The sequence below is a fragment of the Candidatus Zixiibacteriota bacterium genome, from assembly GCA_035574315.1.
GTDB lineage: Bacteria > Desulfobacterota > Binatia > UBA9968 > UBA9968 > DATLYW01.
The window spans coordinates 1-16,361 of the sequence record DATLYW010000013.1 but is presented as its reverse complement, the minus strand read 5'-3'; the positions used below and the strand labels follow the sequence as shown (position 1 = coordinate 16,361).

Sequence of the window (16,361 nt, the reverse complement as noted above, 5' to 3'; positions counted from 1 at the left end):
CGAGAGTCTGAACGAACGAAAGACCCTTGACCCTGGACGCCCGACGTTGCTCCGCTCACTGCTCTCCGGTCTCAGCGCCTGGTGTTCTCGACGATCCGGAGGTTCGTGCCGGTTTCCGGTCTTCGGTCTCCGGTCGATAGACCGTCAGCGGCGCCAGTATCCGCCCCACTGCCGCATACGTGAGCCTCATCACGCGCAGCGGGTAATAGAGAAAGTAGAGAATTTCCGGGAGTGACAGCAGGTTCCTGTCGAGCTCGTTGGGAGCCAAGGCTTGCCGAACCGTATAAGCCAGGTGGGGAAGCTTGTCGCGCAACCGCTCCCGCGCCATAAAGAAAAGCGCCGCGCGTTCGAGCGGCCCCATTCCATGCGAACGCGCAAACAGTCTGCGCTGAAACAGAAACGAAACCCGGCGGACGCGGCGGTCTCGATCGATCGCGGCCCGGACCCGCTCCGTCAACGGCGCCCCGAGCAGATTTCCCGCGAGATCCAGCCCTAGCAAGACTGCCCGCAGCGCGTGCCAGCTTTCCGCACGAGCGAGCACAGCATCCCAGTTCATTTCCGGATTCGTCCGCACCACTTCGGCCACGTCGCATATCCACCCGAGCCGCTGCCAGCAGTGCTTCGTCCCGTGAATGCAGAGAACCATGACCAGGTCTTCAGCGCAAAGCGTCGGTATTTCTTTTCCCCCAAGGGATACGCGCCCCGCCCGGCGCCACAGGCTGTCCAGATCCAGGCCGAACGAATACCTTTGCTGAGCAATCTTCCAATGCAAGTCGACCTTGGCCGGGCTGTCCGTCCGCACGAACGTATAAGCGTGAGCTGATCGCAGATGCTCCGATTCTTCAGCGTCCGTGAGGTCCCGCCACGGACGATAGCCGCCGGCCAAGAGCAGTTTCCTGACGCGCTCGAAATCTTTTTTGCGAATCAAAATATCCAGGTCGCCGAATTGCCTGAGTGTCAGGTGACCGTAGGCAGCCGCCGCAAGCGTCGGTCCCTTGAATGGAATCGCTTTGATGTGCTCGGCCTCCAGCCACCCCAAGATCTTCAACATTTCGCTCGTGAACGACAGCGACATGGCGGCATTGGCGAGATAATTCCGCCGCAACTGATCGAGAATCTCGGCGGGAACGGTGGCGTCAGGAAGACGTTTCAAGGCTCGATAAACCAAAGGCAGGACCCCGTGCATCGACGCTGTAAGAACGACCTTTTCCCAAGCCAGGGGGCTGCTCGCGATGCGTTGAATTGCGGCCGCTGCGGCTGAATCGATAGCGTTACGGGCGCTGTATAGGATCAGCCCCCTTTCCAGCACTCTTCTCTCGCCTCCGCTCCCGAAGCTCACCGAAGACCTCGTGTGTCGCTACCGGTAGTACTGCGCCTGGATCTCGAAGAGACGCGCGTACTTGCCGCCGCGATCGAGCAGCTCATCGTGCGTTCCCCGTTCGACGATCCTTCCGCCCTCGAGGAAGTAGATTCGATCGGCCATGCGGACCGTGGACAGCCTGTGGCTGATCAGGATGACCGTCCGCCCCCGGGCGAGTTCGTGAAACTTCTCGAAAACCTCGTACTCGGCCCTGGCGTCCATTGAGCTCGTCGGCTCGTCCATGATCATGATCTGAGCCCGGCGCAGGAACGCCCGCGCGAGAGCGATCTTCTGCCATTCTCCGACGCTGAGTTCTTCGCCCTTCTCGAACCATTTGCCGAGGATCGTGTCGTAACCGTTTTTGAGGCCCGCGATCGCGTCATGGGCGCCCGCTTCCCGGGCTGCTTCTACGACCCGCCCGTCCCCGGGTTCCAGATCTGTATTTCCCAGCCAGATGTTGTCGCGGGCCGTCAGGTGGTAGCGCGCGTAGTCCTGCAGGATGACGCTGATGTTTCGGCGGAGGTCCTGAATGGCGAGATCTCGAAGATCGATCCCGTCGAGGGAGATCCTGCCCTCGGTCGGATCGTATAACCGGCACAGGAGCTTGACGAGCGTGGTTTTTCCCGCGCCGTTCTCCCCCACCAGCGCGATATGTTCTCCGGGACGGATGGTGAGGCTTATATCTTCAAGCACCTTACGATCCCCCAGCGGATACTGAAACCCGACGTGGTCGAACACGATGCCCTTCTCGCGCAACGGCCGAACCGATTTCGGCGTTCGCGACTCCACGATTTTCGGGCGGAGGTTCAGAAACTCGTACATATTGGAAAGAAAAAGATTGTCTTCGTACAGCCGCGCGATGCTGCCGAGGAACTGCCGCAGATAGCTCTGGCCGCGCTGGACGCCCTGGTAGAACATGACGAGCTCTCCGAGGGTCACCAGGCCGTGGGCGGCCCGCGCCGCCAAAAAGGCGTACAACCCGAAGGCGGCCACCACGGCGCTCGACTGCGTTATTAGCTCGTCCACCGAGCGTCTCGTCGTAAGCCCCAGCCGTTCCCGCCGCAGCCCGGCCCGCAGATCGCGAAAACGGTCAGCGAACAGCCGGCCCAGGTTGAACAACCGAATCTCCTTGGCATGGGTGTCCCTCGTGAGCAACCAGTTGAAGTACGACGCCTGTCTCTCGAGGCGCGTGTTCTCGCGCTCCCAAGCGTAGATTTTGCGCGCGTGCCGAAAGCGAACGAGCAGCCCGGGAATTGCCGCGGCCGCGAGAAGGACCGGCACGAGCCAGTGAAACGACACCAGCACCGCTACGATTGCCACCAGGGACACGGCGCTCTGGCCGAGCTGGAGGAGGCCGTGGAGAATCCGGTTGGGCCGAAACGGGGCCTCTTGTTGGGCCCTATGGAGCGTGTCGTAGTATTGCGGGTTCTCGTAGTATTCCAGGTCCACCTCGATGGACTTGGCGTGGAGCAGGTCCTGCATCCGATCGGTAACGAGTTGAGAATGCGCCGTGCCGACGACGCCGGATACCGTGGTGCACAGCAGTTCCAGGAGCGCGACCCCGCCGGAAAGCAGGACGAGCCAGACCACCTGTTCGAGCGCTCCGGCCTTGTCCGCGGCCACGGTCGCCGCGCTCACCGCGTCGACCACGAGCTTGATCAGATACAAACCGGCCAGGGGCAAGAGCCCCAACACAAACACCAGGACAACGCTCGCAGCCGTCAGAACGGGCGAGCTTTGCCAGACGAAGACCAGGGCTCGCTTCAGGTTGGGCAGGAGCGTTTGCACGAAGGACACTCGCAGTTCCCCCTGCCCCGACAAAGAATGGCTATCGGTCACGGCGCCCGCGACTCCGGAAAGGAGAAGGTGATATCGTAAAGATCGGCGGGATTGCCCCGTTCGAAGAGGGATCTTCCCTCATGGCTCAACCAGGCGTGCCCTTCCAGAGCGCGATCTCCCCTACGTACGCCGCAGTGAAAAACCACGGGGAACCCGCACCGAGTCGCAAAAAAGTACAGCGCCAGGGCCCGGGGCAGACATTTTCCCGGAGCAGGAAACGACATGCGCCTTAAGAGCGCGTCCGTGTATCGCCGGGCGCGCTGCAACTCGACCGGGTCGCCTGTCGGGGCAATTCGCCCGGGCGTCAGCCAGCGGAGCAGTCGTCCCACGGCTATCCTTCTGAGCGCCAACCGAAGGAAGACAAGGAGACCGAGAACTCGAAGAAAAAGCACTACCCTTCGCGCGACCATTGCCGCGGTGCGAAAACACGGCCCGTCCGGCCCGCCGATAAGGTTGTCAGCGGCCCTGTCGCAAATAGTCCGCCGAGTGGAAACCTGCGATCACAACCAACCGCATGCTACCACAAATGACCGGACGGGAAAGGATGAGAATACGCGACGAAATTTCGAGGAAGGATCGATGGCGATGCCGCCCCCTTTTCAGGCGCCGCATCGCCGTTGTGAGGGCGGACGCCTTTTACGAGGAGCCGCAGGGCCACCAGGCTTCTGGCCCGTTGGCCTTCTTCCCCGGCCCATCCCCGCCCGAGCACTCGGGCGTTCGGATCAAGGTTGTCCCGTCGAACCAGCCCTGCGGGTACGGAGGCGGGACGCCGTCGTTTCCGCTGGCGACGATCTCGCTCAGACGTCCGTACTCGATCAGCCGGGGCGCAGCAAATTGCTTCTTGTCGCCCATGAGGGAACCCTCCTTTTCGGCACACTACTTTTAACGCCGAACGTATAACTGATCAACACATCGTCGAAAATAATTCCAACTTAGAATTTTCCGGAAGCAATCGTTTACCACGAAACGCGCCTGCCGTTCAAGACACGACCGGAGCGCCCGTGCGGAGCTCCGGTCGGTCGAGAGGCCGTTTCCAGCTAACCGCGGCCGTTGCCTGCCGGCCGGAACGCCTCGCGACGCGCCCTCTCCTCAACCCCGGGAAGGGACGACCCGGAGAGGGAAAGCCGTTTCTGCCGGCTCGCAACGGCTCGAAGCCAGATCTCGAGCTGAGCGACCTGATCGATCCAACGATGGAGGATCGCCGGCACTCCTTGGGGGCTTTCGCTGAGTCTGAGCGCGTCTGACAACACGCCCCCGAACCTTGTCGCGTCGATATAGCCCAGCTTTCCGGCAATCGGCTCTGCCCGAGACGCGAAGAGCTTGAGGTAGTCGGACCCGAAGTCGCGAAATCTCCGGCGATACACGTCGGTGTAATTGATCTTGATCTCGCACTGCCGAATCGCTTCCGGAAGAATTCCCTCGAGGCCGTGCCGCTGAAGCACTCGTCCCCGGATGTTCCTCCTCCTGGTGTGCGCCAAGTGCTCGTATTTCGCCTCCGGCGGGACGGCCAGGCAGAACTCCACCAGACGCCTGTCGTGATACGGAAATCTCCGCTCGACTGGGAGGGGGTAAGGCATTTGAATCACCCACCGCCCCGGGTTGAGAAACTCGTACTCCAGCTGCCTCCCCCATTCCTTGAACTTCGGAAACCCGCCGAGGCATTTTTTCTGCTCCACGACCCGACTGAGAATCCTGTCGCGGAAGGACGGGGTGAACCAGTCCGGTATCACGGGCCGCTCCAGCTCCGTGTGCATCCAGCGATAGTAGTAAGAACGGCTGACGCCGTGCGGCAACAACGGGACCAGCCCGAATCTGACCAGGCGGCCGAGGCTGCTGCGCACACCGCTTTGCAGGCACTCCGCCCCGAGGCGGGCGAGAAGCTCCCCCCACTCCCAGCTCCGAACGAGGGAATCCCAGACGAACGACGTCCCGATGACGTGGTTTTCCGCTCCGTCGCCGCTCAACATGATTCGCGTGCCGCTTTCGTGCGCGAGCCGATAGAGAGCCCTTCCCGCTTCGTGGATGACGAGCCGGTTCGGGTAATCGATCTTCGACCGGGCCGGCTCGTCCCCGCGCGGATCCAGCAGGCCGCAAAGCCCGTCGGCGACCACGAAACGCGACGCCACGCTGTACTTGTCCAGAACCGATGTGATCAAAGGCCGCTCGTCACACCCCAGCTCGTCGAAAACCAGCGAGAACGCCGTGAATCCCTTGTTCGCCGCAGCGGCCGAGCTGTAGAGCTCGTGTGCGGTGCACACGATCGACGAAGAATCGAACCCCCCGCTCAGCTCCGCCCCGACCGGGCCGGCGCTTCGCAGCCGGCAGCGAACGGACTCCTTGAAAAGCTCCCGGAAATGCTCTGCGTATTGCCCCCTGTCTCGATAGCGAATCTCTTTGCCCGGATCGATCTCCCAATACTTGTGTAGGCGAGCGCCGGCCCGTGTCACGATCAGATAATGAGCGAAAGGAAGCTCCGAGATTCCCTTGAAATACGACCGGCTGAGATCGCGGTAGGTGTGGCATTGGATACCGCACCACGTGAACCACTCGGCTACTTTGTCATCATCGACTTCTACGGAAATCTCGGGATCCTCGAACAACTGGGCGCACTCCGACGCGAAAACGAAACGTTTTTCGTCGAAACGATAATAAAAGGGCCGAATGCCGTACGTATCGCGAGCACAAAACAGACGCCGAACCTTGTCATCCCACAGGGCGAACGCAAAGTCGCCGACGACCCACTTGAGGCAATCGACCCCCCAAACGTCGTAAGCATCGAGCACGAGGGCAACGTCGGTCGGGTTTTCGAGTTTTCCAATCTCCGGCCGGAGCCTGTCGATCAACTCCTCCCGATTGTCCACACGACCATCAAACACGAGCCGGCAGGTTCGGTCGCGGTTAACAGCCGGTTGAACCTCGTGCAGCGATTCTTCGGTCGTACGGAGCTGCCGGCACCCCAACCCGACGGAGCCCGCAGCCCATGTCCGCGCGCCGTCCGGCCCGAGATGCGGAACGCAGTCGAGCATCCTCTGGAGCAGGCCCCGGTCCACCGGCCTGCCGTCGAGGCAATAGATGCCCGCTATACCGCTCACCCGATTCTCCTTTGAGCTCCTTGTATATCGGCACCGCTCGGGACGGTCCTCGCCCCCTCGAAGAGCCGCCCCCTCGATGTAATTGTCGCCGCTGCGGGCTCGATTTCCAGCCGGTGCTTCACCAGCACCTGCCGCACGGCTTCCGGGCTCACGTTGAGCTTCAGCCGGTCTCGAATCCAGCGCGCCGACCGATGCGGGCGTTCGGCTTTGCAGTTGATGATCCTTTGCTTCATTTCCGGGGTCAGCTTGTAACAGCGCCCGCGCCGGTGATCGATCAGGCCGGCCTTTCCGTTCTTCAGATATTTTTTGACGTAGTTATGAATCGTCCGCGCGCTGACTTCCAAAAGTTCGGCCGCTTCGGCATAGGCGAGCTTCTTCTCAATCGCAAGCTCGACTACTCGCGCGGCAATCTCCTTGCTTCTTACCACCGCGAATCCTCCGGATCCTTTGTGGCGAGAAGCTACGCGATCTCGACGAGGCCCTTGTCGCGCAGCTTCTCGATAAATTCCATCACCCGAGACCGCAATTCTGCTTCCTCGATGTCATATTCCTCCAGCATTGCACTGACGACCTTGGCCGGCAGCCGGTGCTCCGACAGCAGCTGCCAGATACGGGTGCCTACTGCATCGAGGCCAAAATAAATCTCGGTCCGCGTGTTCAAAAGGACCGCCTCTCCGTCGAGCGCCTGGAAGATCACGTCCCGTGGAACGGTGACGATCGAATCGTCTCGGATCATCGGCGCGCCTCCTTTCTACAGTTCGCGCGATTCGCGATGCCGAGGTCGCACGCCACCGTCTCGTAGACGGCGGGCAAGAACTCGAAGCCCCGCGGATAGATCAGGCGGCGGACCGCCAGGGTGGCGAGAAACTCACTGTAAGTCTCCAGGAGCCTTTGCTGTGCCGGAAGTCCGATCATGGTGCTCGCCCGGGTGTACGCGAGCAGCTCGATCAACGCCCGAGCCCGTGGAAGCGCAACGCTCTCCGCCGGTTGGTCCATCGTCCCGACCGGCTGCAGGAGATAAACCGCCGCGAGGGGAGCGGGAGAAACAGCGAAGGGCGCCTGCAGCTCCACTGCGGAATAGCGGCGCTTCATTTGCCGGTCCCCGCCGGCGGCCCTGCCGCTCTCGACTAACTCCTCCAACGTACGCGGCCAGAGATTCATGGACGGGGCTCCGGGCACCGCGAACGGCCTCCCCTCTCTGCCCACGATCGGCAAGACGTCGTCCGTGACCAGAGCATGCCCCCTTTGGACGAAATACAGAGCCAGCGTCGACTTCCCGTAGCCGTTGCTTCCCAGGAAGGCCACGGCTCTCCCGCCGCAAATCACAGCCGCCGCGTGGAGGCTGTAGACGTTTCGCTGCTGCAAAACGAACGACATCACCAGGCCGAACAGCCATACTTCCACGTCTTCCAGCCCGGCTCCCGGGTGGGGGTAGCATTCGATCCAGCTCGTATCGCTCCCGACGACGAACTCCACGCGCCGGGCGGTGTTGTGGCAATCCAGCACGTACCCGCCCTCGACGTCATAAACCGCGATCGAAGGATGGCCGGCGCCGTTCTTGATTTGCCCAAGAAACGAACGCTCAGGAAACATCTGGCCCGTGCCTCCTTCGTTGGCTTTCAGCGTGAACCTAATGTCCGGAGCGCCGCTGGCTTCCCCGGGCGAGAGCGAGAACGCCGTGTCGCTCTCGATCGAGAGCCCGCACACGTCGTAGCGGTAACGGTTATTCATTATAGATTGTTCGAGGTTCGAAGTTCGAGGTTCGAAGTTCGAAAGCCGAGAAACCTCATCGCGCCGAGAAGGCCAAGAACGCGAAGGAATAGCGGGTTTTTATTTGCAAGTCTTGCGTTTTTGGGAGGCAAAGGACAGTTCAAAGTTAGTTCGAGGTTCGAAGTCGGGAACTCATCGCGCCAAGAACGCCAAGATGGGATTCTTGTCATTCACGCGCGCAGGCGCGAACGAAATACCGGTCTTTTCCTGGCGAGCTTTGCATTTTTGCTGGGACAATGATGATTCGAAGTTCGAGGTTCGAGGTAATGACCGGGAACCGGAGACCGAGGACCGACACGAGCTTAAAGATTGACCGACTTTCCCTCGCAGGCGCACCGGGCGCAAGGGTTATAATAATTTCCTTCCCCCTTGCGTGCTTCGTTTCCCGTCGGGGAAAAGCACCGCCAGCCTCCGTTGCAGCTGCTCCGTGGTGAACGGCTTCGCCAGATAGTCGTCGCAACCGGCCGCCAGGCAGCGCGCCCGGTCGGCGGAGGCCGCGAGGCTCGTGGCGGCCACGATCGGGATGCTTCGGAAATCCGGATCGCTCTTTAGCAGCCGCGCCACCTCGAAGCCGTCCATTTCCGGCATGACCATGTCGAGGATGATCGCGTGCGGCCTGTTTGAACGGACGCTTTCCAGGGCGTCTCTGCCGCAGGTCGCCGTCGCCACGTCCCATCCTCCCGCCCGCAGCGTGGCACACAGCCGCGAAAGGTTTTCCGCTTCGTCGTCGACGATGAGTATTCTTGGAGCCGTCATAGGAGTCGAGGCCGTCCGTTCGGCGCTACCGAAGCTGAGCCTTCGATCTTTTTGCCTTTGCCGCGGCGCCCAGCGACACCACAGACGCCACGCCGGAGGTTTCTGGAACGAGCCCGGCTCCGGGCCGCCCGGCCTTCTCGCCCCCGTTGAGGCCGACCGGCTGGAAATTCGGCACGATCTCGCGAAGAATCTCGAGCAGCGCCTTCGAAGCTCCCTGGATGGCGAGCTTTTCCATTTCCACGATCCGGTCCATCAGAGCCGCCGAGTCCACGTGAAGGCTCGGACGGATCTTCAAGATCTTGTTCGCGCCGGTGGTCTGGACCGTCTCCCCTGGCCCGATCAGCTCCTCGTGCAGCTTTTCGCCCGGCCGAAGCCCGATGAACTTGATCTCGATATCCTTACCTGGAATCAAACCCGACCCGCGGATCAGGTTGCGTGCGATGTCGACCAGCTTGATCGGCTCGCCCATGTCGAGAACGAAGATCTCCCCGCCTTCGGCCAGCGAGACGGCTCGCAGGACGAGCTGTACCGCTTCCGGAATCGTCATGAAGTAGCGCGTGACCTCCGGATGGGTCACGGTCACGGGGCCGCCGCTCTCGATCTGCTTGCGAAACAGCGGCAGCACGCTGCCGCTGCTGCCGAGCACGTTGCCGAAGCGCACCGCCGAGAAGATCGTGTCCGCGTTGCGGACGTTGCACTCCAGGGCGTCGATGTACATCTCGGCGACCCGTTTGGTCGCGCCCATCACGTTGGTCGGGTTCACCGCCTTGTCCGTCGAGATCAGCATGAACTTCTCCACCTTGTGCTCGATCGCGACGTGGGTGAGGCGCGAGGTCCCCACGATATTGTTCAGCACCGCCTCCTCCGGATGGAATTCCATCATCGGCACGTGCTTGTAGGCCGCCGCGTGAATTACGATCTGGGGGGCGTACTGGCTGAATACCTCCCTCAGAGGGTTGGTGTGCTTGATGTCCACGAGCACGGCGGACCGGGTCACCGCCGGGAATTTCTGAGCGATCTCGGTATCGATCGCGAACAGCCCCCCCTCGCTCTTGTCCAGGAGGACGAGCACCTCCGGCTCGTAGGACGCGATCTGCCGGCAGAGCTCCGAACCGATGGATCCACCGGCCCCGGTCACCAGGATCCGGCGTCCCTTGATCAACCGTCGGATCGGCTCCTGGTCGAGCCCCAGGGGTACCCGCTCGAGAAGGTCCTCCGAGGAAAGGCTTCGGATCTGGGCGAGACTCACCTTCCCGTCCCTGATCTCTCTCAGGTTGGGCAGCGTCTTGATGCCGACGCTGAACGCTTCCAGCGACTTGACGACGTCACGTAGCAGCTCCCGCTCGGCCGACGGGATCGCGACGATGACCTCCTGGGGCCGCTTGTCCTCGATGATCGCGCGCAGCTGCTCGCGCGTGCCGAGCACCGGGACCCCGTGGATCCGCTGCCCGGCCTTCTTGACGTCGTCATCGACAAAGCCGACCGGCTTGTACCTGTAAACCGCCGCGTTGTTCTTCATGTCGCGCACGATCATCTCGCCGGCGTCGCCCGCGCCGTAAATCAAGACGCGCTTGCGCTCCGTGAACCCCGGGAACGCTTGATAGAACCGCCGCGCCATCCGGATCCCGCCCATCAGGAAAATCAAGATTAGAGAATCGATGATAAAGATCGACCGCGGATAGCCGCGCAGCTCCAACGCCCAGTGGACGAAGCCATAGAAAAGAACCGTGCTGCACAGGACGGCTGCAAAGATGTTGCGCAGGTCCCAAATCCCCGTGTAGCGCCACAGCCCGGCGTAGAGCCGGAACGGAACGAACGTAACTCCGCGGATCAGGAGCAGCCAGGGCAGCATGCTCAGCATCAGCCCCAACTGGTCGGCGGGAACCTGGCCGTCGAACCTGAGCCAGAACGCGAGGTAATTCGAGAGCACCACCAGGACCGCGTGAACGGCGATCACGATCACGCGGCGGTACCTTTGTGGGATCATCTTTTCACCTTGCTTTCATTGCCGTTTTGCGTGAGTCTGCCTCGGGCGATCGGGGAAGGCCTGGCCCGAAAGTGGAACGAACGTGTTGTTGGGGTAAAAGGGCCGATTAGGATACCTGACCGCTGCCGAAGTGGGCGTTTTGCTCCGCCCACAGCCGGTCACACAGTCTACCCTCTGGAAATACAATGTCGTCGAGCGTCAAGACGCTATCCCTGGCGACGTTGCGCCGGAGCCGGCAGCCCTCCGCCAACCCGATCGGCAGCAACCCTTCGGCCCGAGCGACTTCCGAGTTCTCACAGAGCCCGTAGGTCATGTAATGACCCATGCCATCGAGCGTCTGTCCGGCCTTCAACGGAATCTTCGCCGCCGCCACGACCTCGACCACCGGCCCGCCGAGCGGCGCGATCGCCGCATCGCCGAACAAGACGGCTCTGGCCACGGTGTTCGGGACCTCGAAATGGCAGAGGTGGTACGGGGTGTAGAAGCAGTACAGCGGTCCCTCGCCTAACTTGTATAGATTCAAGTAATGCTTTTGCGCCGGATGATCGTGGGTCCCCAGGACAAAAACTCCCGGACTCGGCGCCGCACCGACTACGTAGTCCACGATGCCGGCCCCCTCCAGTAGCTCGTCCACCGAAAACCGGCGAGCTGCTTCCTGGATCGGTGTTCCCGCCTCAACCGTGGGGCCGTGCATTCCCCTCCTGGCGACCCTCATGCCGGTAGCGTTTGCCACGATCGCCTGCTCGAACGAGATCTTGGTCCCGTCAGCGAACGATGTCACCATGTGGGCTTTTTGCTTCCACTGCCGTGCAAAGCCTTCCTGAGTCGTAGGGTTGCGGTAAGGATCGTGCAGTCCCTTGATGTTTCCGCACAAGACGGGCCGCACACCGATCCCTTTGACGAAACGGTATAGGTTCATCGTCACGCCCGGCTGATCGCCGTCGCAGTTCGTGAGCACGACGCCGGCCCGGTCCGCTCGGACCTTGAGGATGGGACCCACCGTCCCGTCCAGCTCGGCGTTCATCATGATCACGTGCTTGCGGTTCTCGATGGCCCTCAGGACCACGTGGGAGCCGTACTCCACGGTCCCCGTCACTTCGATCATGGCGTCGACGTTCCCGGCCTCGCAGAGGAGGAAGGGGTCGGTTGTGACCGCGTACTCTCCACGGCCGACGACGTCCTCCAGCTCCTTCAGCTCGTGCACTTCGCCGACGGCCGCGATTCCCGCTTCCGCGTAAGCGCGGCGGGCCTCTTCGATGTGCCGGTTCGCGATCGCCACCAGCCGCATGCCACGCACAGCAGTAGCGATCTGGAGCGCGATCCCGCGCCCCATGAAGCCGGCCCCCACCATCGCTACGCGGATCGGGTTGCCTTCGCGTTCCCGCTTCTGCAGGGCCGTATCGACGATGATCACGTTCCGCCCCTTTCAGCCTGCGGTGGCAGTCGATAATCGGGCCAGGCCATGTCTTTTCGGGATATGACCCGGACCTCCTCCGGCCACCGGATCCCGAATGCTGGGTCGTCGTAGCGGATCCCGCCTTCGCTCGACGGGTTGTAGAACTCGGAGACCTGGTAAGTCACTTCCGTCGAATCCTCGAGCGTCTCGAAGCCATGGGCGAAGCCTTCCGGCACGTATACCATCCGATAGTTGTCCGCCGTCAGCTCGAAGCCCATCCACTTTCCGAAGCTTTCCGATTCCGGCCGAAGGTCGATGATGACATCGTAGATCGCTCCCCGCGTGCACCGGACGAGCTTGACCTCGGCGTAAGGTGCCGCCTGATAATGCATCCCCCGCAGCGTCCCTCGCTGCTTGTTGAACGAGACGTTCGCCTGCACGAATCGCCCCTCTAGCCCTTGCGCTTCGAACTCTCTCCGACACCAGGAGCGAGCGAAAAAGCCCCGGTCGTCCCGGAACGGCTCCAGCTCGATCAGATAAGCGCCCTTCAGACCGACTTCCTTGAACAACACGCGTGCCTCTCCTTCGAATGCGAGACGAGGACCCCCGGCTAGCCGCGCGCCTCTCGCGCGACCTCCGCACTTTCTGCCGACGGCCGCCAGTAGAGCTGCCCGTCGATCTGGCCGGTCCCAAGCAGGTGCTGCAATTGCTTCAGCCGTGTAAACGCACGGAACTGGAACATTTCCGGCGTCAGGTCGATTCTCTGGAAGACCGCTAACAGCTCGCGCGCGCCCTCGGCGAGAGTGCAGCGACACCGGAAGCCGGGAAGTCTGGAGTGGATCTTGTCGAAGTTGACTCGATAGCTCCGGTTGTCGCCGTCACTGTTTCCAAAGGTCAGCTCGCACCCCGGGAACGTGTCCGAGACCGCCTTGGCGATCTCCCTCACCTGGTAATTTTCCGACGTCATGCCCACGTTGAACACCTCGTTGTGGATGACTTCGCGCGGAGCTTCCAGAGCGCACGCGATCGCGTGGGCGATGTCGCGCACGTGAACGAGCGGCCGCCACGGCGTGCCGTCGCTCGTCATGGCGATCCGCCTGGTCGTGTACGCGAGGCCCGCCAGATTGTTGAGCACCAGGTCGAAGCGCATCCGAGGAGAGGGACCGTAGGCCGTCGCGTTGCGAAGGAAAACCGGGGAAAAGTCGTCCGACGCCATCGCCGATACGTCGCGCTCCACCAGGACCTTGCATTTCGCGTAAGCCGTTTGAGGATTGGTCTCCGATTCTTCCGTCTTGAATTCCCCCGAACCCGCACCGTAGACGCTGCAGGACGAGGTGTAGACGAAGCGCGGCACCCTCGCTTCGACACACTTCGCGGCAAGCGCTACGGTGCCCCGATGGTTGATGGCGAAGGTGAGCTCCGGATCGTGCTGCCCGAGGGGGTCGTTGGAGAGTTCTGCGAGGTGAACGACGGCGTCAAAACCACGGAGGTCGTCCACTGTAACGTGACGCAGGTCCTTGTCGAGGCAGGCGATTGTTTGCTCCGGCTGGTAGAGACAGCCGTCCCGATAAAATCCCGTATCCAGCCCCCTCACCGAATGGCCCCGCTGCGTCAGGTACGGTGCCAGAACCGAGCCGATATATCCGTCCACTCCGGTGATCAATATTTTCATAGGGCCCTCAACGCCGGCTTCGAGACACGCCCCTTCGCATCGACTTTCCACGGCGCGTCTCCACGCGCCCACAGATCTTCCAGGATATTTTTCTCTTTAAGGGTGTCCATGCACGACCAGAAGCCGTTATGCCGGTAGCCCATGAGCTGCCCTTCCCTGGCGAGCCGTTCCACCGGCTCGCGTTCCCAGACGGTGTCGTCGCCGTCGATGTAATCCAGCGCTTTCCGGTTGAGCACGAAATAGCCCCCGTTGATCCACCCTTCGCTGTGCTCCGGCTTCTCGTAAAAGTCCACGACCCGGTCGCCGGCGAACCTGATCCGCCCGAAGCGCGCCGGCGAGCGAACTGTCGTGACCGTGGCAAGCTTGCCGTGAGATTCGTGGAACTGGAGAAGCGCGGTAATGTCGAGGTCGGCGACCCCGTCGCCGTAAGTCAGCATGAACGTCTCATCCTTCTCCAGCCAGCTCCGCAAGCGCTTCACCCTGCCGCCGGTTTGGGTGTGCAGCCCGGTGTCGACCAGATGGACCCTCCAGTCCGGGTGGCTGCCGTTGTGGAACTGCGTTCTGCCGGTCGCCAGATCGACCGTCACGTCGTTGTTCAGCGCGTAGAAATTGAGAAAGTAATCCTTCACGACCTCTTGCTTGTAGCCGAGCGCAATCACGAATTCGTTGACCGCGTGCGCTGAGAAGATGTTCATGATGTGCCAGAGGATCGGCTTGCCGCCGATTTCCACCATCGGCTTCGGCTTGAGCGTCGTTTCCTCGGACAATCTCGACCCGAGGCCTCCCGCCAGAATGACAGCTTTCATTACCTACCCCCTTCAGATTGCGGATTGCCAAATGGCGGACTGTTTCGCGGTTCGAGGTTCGAAGTTCGAGGTGCCGACCGAAGACCGCAGACCGGGGACCGGAGACCGGCACGAACGCGCTGCAGGGCACGAGCGAAACCGGTTTTTCTTTGCGATCTTTGCGTCTTTGGGCGATGAATTCAATTCCCTTCTCGTGCCAAGAGCGCCAAGCACGCAAAGAAAAGACTTTCGCTCCTGCGCCTGTCGGCGCAGAAGGACACTGCTTTTTTCTTGGCAGCCTTTGCGTCTTTGCGCGAGGAATTGCTCTTCTCTACCACCCGTGTTCGGTCCTCACCTTGAATTTCGAACCCGGACCCGGAACTGTCGTCAAGCTATGTCCGCGAAGGTCCTCTCCATGCGGCGGAAGTAAAAGAGCCCGCCGACGAAGATGGCTGCTGCGACCAGGACGGAAACTCCGACCATCAGTCCGGGCTGCGTCTCGGTACCGAGCAAAGCCCAGCGGAAACCGTCCACGACCCCGGCCATGGGGTTGAGGCCGTAAAGGGGACGCCACTGCTCGGGGACCAGGCTGCTCGGATAGGCGATCGGCGTGGAAAACAGCCAGATCTGCGTCAGAAACGGCAGCGTGTAGCGCACGTCGCGGTACTGCACGTTGAGCGCCGAGAGCCACAGCCCCACCCCCAGCGACGTCACCAGGGCCAGGAGCAGGAATGCCGGTAGCCATACGATGTTCGCGGTCGGAGCGATGCCGTAATAAGCCATCATTCCCAGCAGCACGGCGAAGGCGATCACGAAGTCCACCACGCCGGAAAGAGCGGTCGACAGGGGGATCGCGAGCCGGGGAAAATAGACCTTCTTGATCAGATTGGCGCTCGCAACGAGACTGTTCGACGAGTTCATCAAAGAATGGGCAAAGAAGTTCCAGGGCACCAGCGCCGCGTAGCTGAAAATGGGGTACGGAAGCCCATCCGACGGCACTTTCGCCAGGCGGCCGAAAAACAGGCTGAAGACGACCATGGTGAAGAAAGGCTGGATGATCGCCCACGCCGCGCCCAGGACGGTCTGCTTGTAGCGGACCTTGATGTCACGCCAGGTGAGGAAATAGAGCAGCTCCCGGTATTCCCAGAGCTCGTGCAAATTGACCGCGACCCAGCCCCGGGAAGGTTCGATTCTTATCACCGGCGTCCTGGGCGAAGATTCTGCAGATGTTCTACTCACGAAGGCTCCCAATTGAATTTGCGAATCACAAAAATGGTTCCAAGTTCGGGGTTCGAGGTTCCAGGTGCAGACCGGAGACCGGGGACCGGGGACCGAAGACCGGCACGAACGTGCCGCAGGCACGAGTGAAATACCGGGTCTTTCTTGGCGATCTTCGCGTCTTTGCGCGATGAATTCAATTCCGTTCTCGCGCCAAGCCCGCCAAGGGCGCAAAGAAAAGATTTTCTCTTCCGGCCGACGGCGCGGAAAACACTCGTTCTTTCTTGGCGATCTTCGCGTCTTTGCGCGGAAATACTGGTTCCAAGTTCGGGGTTCGAGGTTCCACGTGCCGACCGCAGACCGGGGACCGAAGACCGGCACGAACGCGCCGCAGGCACGAGTGAAACCGGTTTTTCTTTGCGATCTTCGCGTCTTTGCGCGATGAATTCAATTCCCTTCTCGCGCCAAGAGCGCCAAGCACGCAAA

At 61.5% G+C, this 16,361-nt stretch carries 15 protein-coding genes; all 15 read right to left on the bottom strand.

Annotated features, from left to right (window positions below):
• Positions 1 to 55: 55 nt before the first annotated feature.
• The gene (locus VNN77_03710; GenBank protein HXG50497.1) at positions 56 to 1,309 is read right to left on the bottom strand and encodes a nucleotidyltransferase family protein; all 1,254 of its coding nucleotides are present in this window, start codon (positions 1,307 to 1,309) and stop codon (positions 56 to 58) included.
• A 48-nt stretch (positions 1,310 to 1,357) separates the two neighbouring features.
• Positions 1,358 to 3,157 (bottom strand): ABC transporter ATP-binding protein, encoded by a 1,800-nt coding sequence (locus VNN77_03705; GenBank protein HXG50496.1) that lies wholly within the window; start codon positions 3,155 to 3,157, stop codon positions 1,358 to 1,360.
• Positions 3,158 to 3,835: 678 nt separating this feature from the next.
• The gene (locus tag VNN77_03700; GenBank protein ID HXG50495.1) at positions 3,836 to 4,051 is read right to left on the bottom strand and encodes a hypothetical protein; all 216 of its coding nucleotides are present in this window, start codon (positions 4,049 to 4,051) and stop codon (positions 3,836 to 3,838) included.
• A gap of 185 nt (positions 4,052 to 4,236) precedes the next feature.
• A complete protein-coding gene (locus VNN77_03695) occupies positions 4,237 to 6,291 on the bottom strand; it encodes an asparagine synthase-related protein (protein ID HXG50494.1) in 2,055 nt (684 codons plus the stop codon).
• A complete protein-coding gene (locus VNN77_03690) occupies positions 6,288 to 6,719 on the bottom strand; it encodes a helix-turn-helix domain-containing protein (protein HXG50493.1) in 432 nt (143 codons plus the stop codon). The genes VNN77_03695 and VNN77_03690 overlap by 4 nt, the downstream gene beginning before the upstream one ends.
• Positions 6,720 to 6,751: 32 nt before the next feature.
• Positions 6,752 to 7,027, bottom strand: a complete 276-nt coding sequence (locus tag VNN77_03685) for a PqqD family protein (protein HXG50492.1) — start codon at positions 7,025 to 7,027, stop codon at positions 6,752 to 6,754.
• Positions 7,024 to 8,022, bottom strand: a complete 999-nt coding sequence (locus VNN77_03680) for a hypothetical protein (protein ID HXG50491.1) — start codon at positions 8,020 to 8,022, stop codon at positions 7,024 to 7,026. The genes VNN77_03685 and VNN77_03680 overlap by 4 nt, the downstream gene beginning before the upstream one ends.
• 387 nt (positions 8,023 to 8,409) lie before the next feature.
• Positions 8,410 to 8,817, bottom strand: a complete 408-nt coding sequence (locus VNN77_03675; protein HXG50490.1) for a response regulator — start codon at positions 8,815 to 8,817, stop codon at positions 8,410 to 8,412.
• A 25-nt stretch (positions 8,818 to 8,842) separates the two neighbouring features.
• Positions 8,843 to 10,804, bottom strand: a complete 1,962-nt coding sequence (locus tag VNN77_03670) for a nucleoside-diphosphate sugar epimerase/dehydratase (protein HXG50489.1) — start codon at positions 10,802 to 10,804, stop codon at positions 8,843 to 8,845.
• A 106-nt stretch (positions 10,805 to 10,910) separates the two neighbouring features.
• Positions 10,911 to 12,218 (bottom strand): Gfo/Idh/MocA family oxidoreductase, encoded by a 1,308-nt coding sequence (locus VNN77_03665; protein ID HXG50488.1) that lies wholly within the window; start codon positions 12,216 to 12,218, stop codon positions 10,911 to 10,913.
• A complete protein-coding gene (gene rfbC, locus VNN77_03660; protein HXG50487.1) occupies positions 12,215 to 12,772 on the bottom strand; it encodes a dTDP-4-dehydrorhamnose 3,5-epimerase in 558 nt (185 codons plus the stop codon). The genes VNN77_03665 and rfbC overlap by 4 nt, the downstream gene beginning before the upstream one ends.
• Positions 12,773 to 12,810: 38 nt before the next feature.
• Positions 12,811 to 13,872 (bottom strand): SDR family oxidoreductase, encoded by a 1,062-nt coding sequence (locus VNN77_03655; GenBank protein HXG50486.1) that lies wholly within the window; start codon positions 13,870 to 13,872, stop codon positions 12,811 to 12,813.
• On the bottom strand, positions 13,869 to 14,678 hold the full coding sequence (gene rfbF / locus VNN77_03650) for a glucose-1-phosphate cytidylyltransferase (protein ID HXG50485.1): 810 nt from the start codon (positions 14,676 to 14,678) through the stop codon (positions 13,869 to 13,871). Before rfbF ends, VNN77_03655 begins: the two co-directional genes overlap by 4 nt.
• 366 nt (positions 14,679 to 15,044) lie before the next feature.
• Positions 15,045 to 15,857 (bottom strand): ABC transporter permease, encoded by an 813-nt coding sequence (locus VNN77_03645; GenBank protein ID HXG50484.1) that lies wholly within the window; start codon positions 15,855 to 15,857, stop codon positions 15,045 to 15,047.
• Between the two features lie 35 nt (positions 15,858 to 15,892).
• Positions 15,893 to 16,361 (bottom strand): hypothetical protein (locus VNN77_03640; protein HXG50483.1); only part of this gene is annotated, 469 nt, incomplete at its 5' end.